Below are 1,876 nucleotides of genomic sequence, written 5' to 3'. Positions count from 1 at the left end.
TCATGGAGACTAGGCGTATAACTTAATCCCGCTAACTCTCCAACCGTTAAATGGTATTTTCCATCCGCATCCATGACGCCAGCAGACAGCAAGGCATCAGCCGGCACACCACTAATCACAATGTCTGTGATGCTTTCCGAACCATCCGCGTCAGGTTGACTAATATCAAGATTTAACGCGATCGCTGTATCTTCATCTCCACGTGCTGATGCCACTACGACAGCCTGTTCTGACACGGGCAACACTTCTACATTAAAACTAATCGTGTCACTCACTTGGCTAACGAGGCCTGACTCAGGATCGACATCATTCACCAATGCCGTCGCACTCAAGATAAAATCATCACTACTATGTGCCGGTGCTTGTATGGTTAGACTCGCTAAATCGTCAATATTCACGATCCAAACACCACTACCCTGATCGGCACCCGTTGAAAGCTGCGCGCCCTCCGGAACACCCTCGAAACGCACCGCAGTAATCGACTCAGAACCATCTAGATCGACAAGATCCGCCGTTATATCCAGGCTAATCGGTTCATCTTCGTTTCCGCTAATGTCGTTCGCTTGTAACGTTGGGACATCCGCCACTGGGATAACTGAAACATGATATTGTGCGGTGCTACTCGCTTCCGTAACCACACCACTATCTGGATCTTCGTCCTGATGCGTCACCATGACATCCAACGTAAAGTCAGTACTGTCATGCAACGGAGGCGTTAACGTCAGCGCTGCTAGATCCTCAGCCAATACGGTCACTGTATCATCAGCATTGACCGTACCGTGGCTAAACACTGCGCCGTCTGGCACTTGCGAGAACGTAACGCTAACGATACTTTCAGAACCATCTTGATCGACTAAAAGCGCTTGTATATCAATATTGAATGCAGTGTCTTCATTGATATCAACGTAACTATCAAGCAGTGTCGCCGTATCCACGACCGCGTTAACCTCAACATCCATCGTCGACAAGGTCTCAGACGTACTCACCTCTCCTGTCTCAGGATCGACATCTGCCACGCTCGCCAACACCGATAAGCTGAAGTCTTCGCTATCATGCAGCGGTGGCGTAATCGTTAGACCGACCAACTGATCGACACTTAAGGTCCAGCTATTGTCACCATTATCAACGCCAGCTGATAACGTCGCACCCACTGGCACATCGCTGATTACTATCGATTGCACTGACTCAGAACCATCAAGATCCACCAAGCTAGCCATAATATCGAGTGTAATAGCCGTATCTTCATCACCTATCGCAGGGGTCATCACCAAGGTTGGCGCATCCGCAACAGCATCAACCTGCACCGTAATTTGGTGACTACTGATCTCGACACTCTGACTCACTCCCTCAGGGTCAACATCTTCGGTCGTCACTTCAACAGTTAAGGTGATATCCTGACTATCATGGAGACTAGGCGTATAACTTAATCCCGCTAACTCTCCAACCGTTAAATGATATTTTCCATCCGCATCCATGACGCCAGCAGACAGCAAGGCATCAGCCGGCACACCACTAATCACAATGTCTGTGATGCTTTCCGAACCATCCGCGTCAGGTTGACTAATATCAAGATTTAACGCGATCGCTGTATCTTCATCTCCACGTGCTGATGCCACTACGACAGCCTGTTCTGAAACGGGCAACACTTCTACATTAAAACTAATCGTGTCACTCACTTGGCTAACGAGGCCTGACTCAGGATCGACATCATTCACCAATGCCGTCGCACTCAAGATAAAATCATCACTACTATGTGCCGGTGCCTGTATGGTTAGACTCGCTAAATCGTCGATATTCACGATCCAAACACCACTACCCTGATCGGCACCCGTTGAGAGCTGCGCGCCCTCCGGAACACCCTCGAAACGCACCGCAG

At 49.2% G+C, this 1,876-nt stretch carries 1 protein-coding gene; it reads right to left on the bottom strand.

What is annotated here, in order from left to right; genetic code table 11:
* Window positions 1-1,876 (bottom strand): hypothetical protein (locus A3738_RS31045; RefSeq protein ID WP_197473815.1); only part of this gene is annotated, 1,876 nt, incomplete at both ends.

This window comes from Oleiphilus sp. HI0066, assembly GCF_001635725.1.
This window is presented reverse-complemented; position numbering and strand designations above follow the sequence as displayed.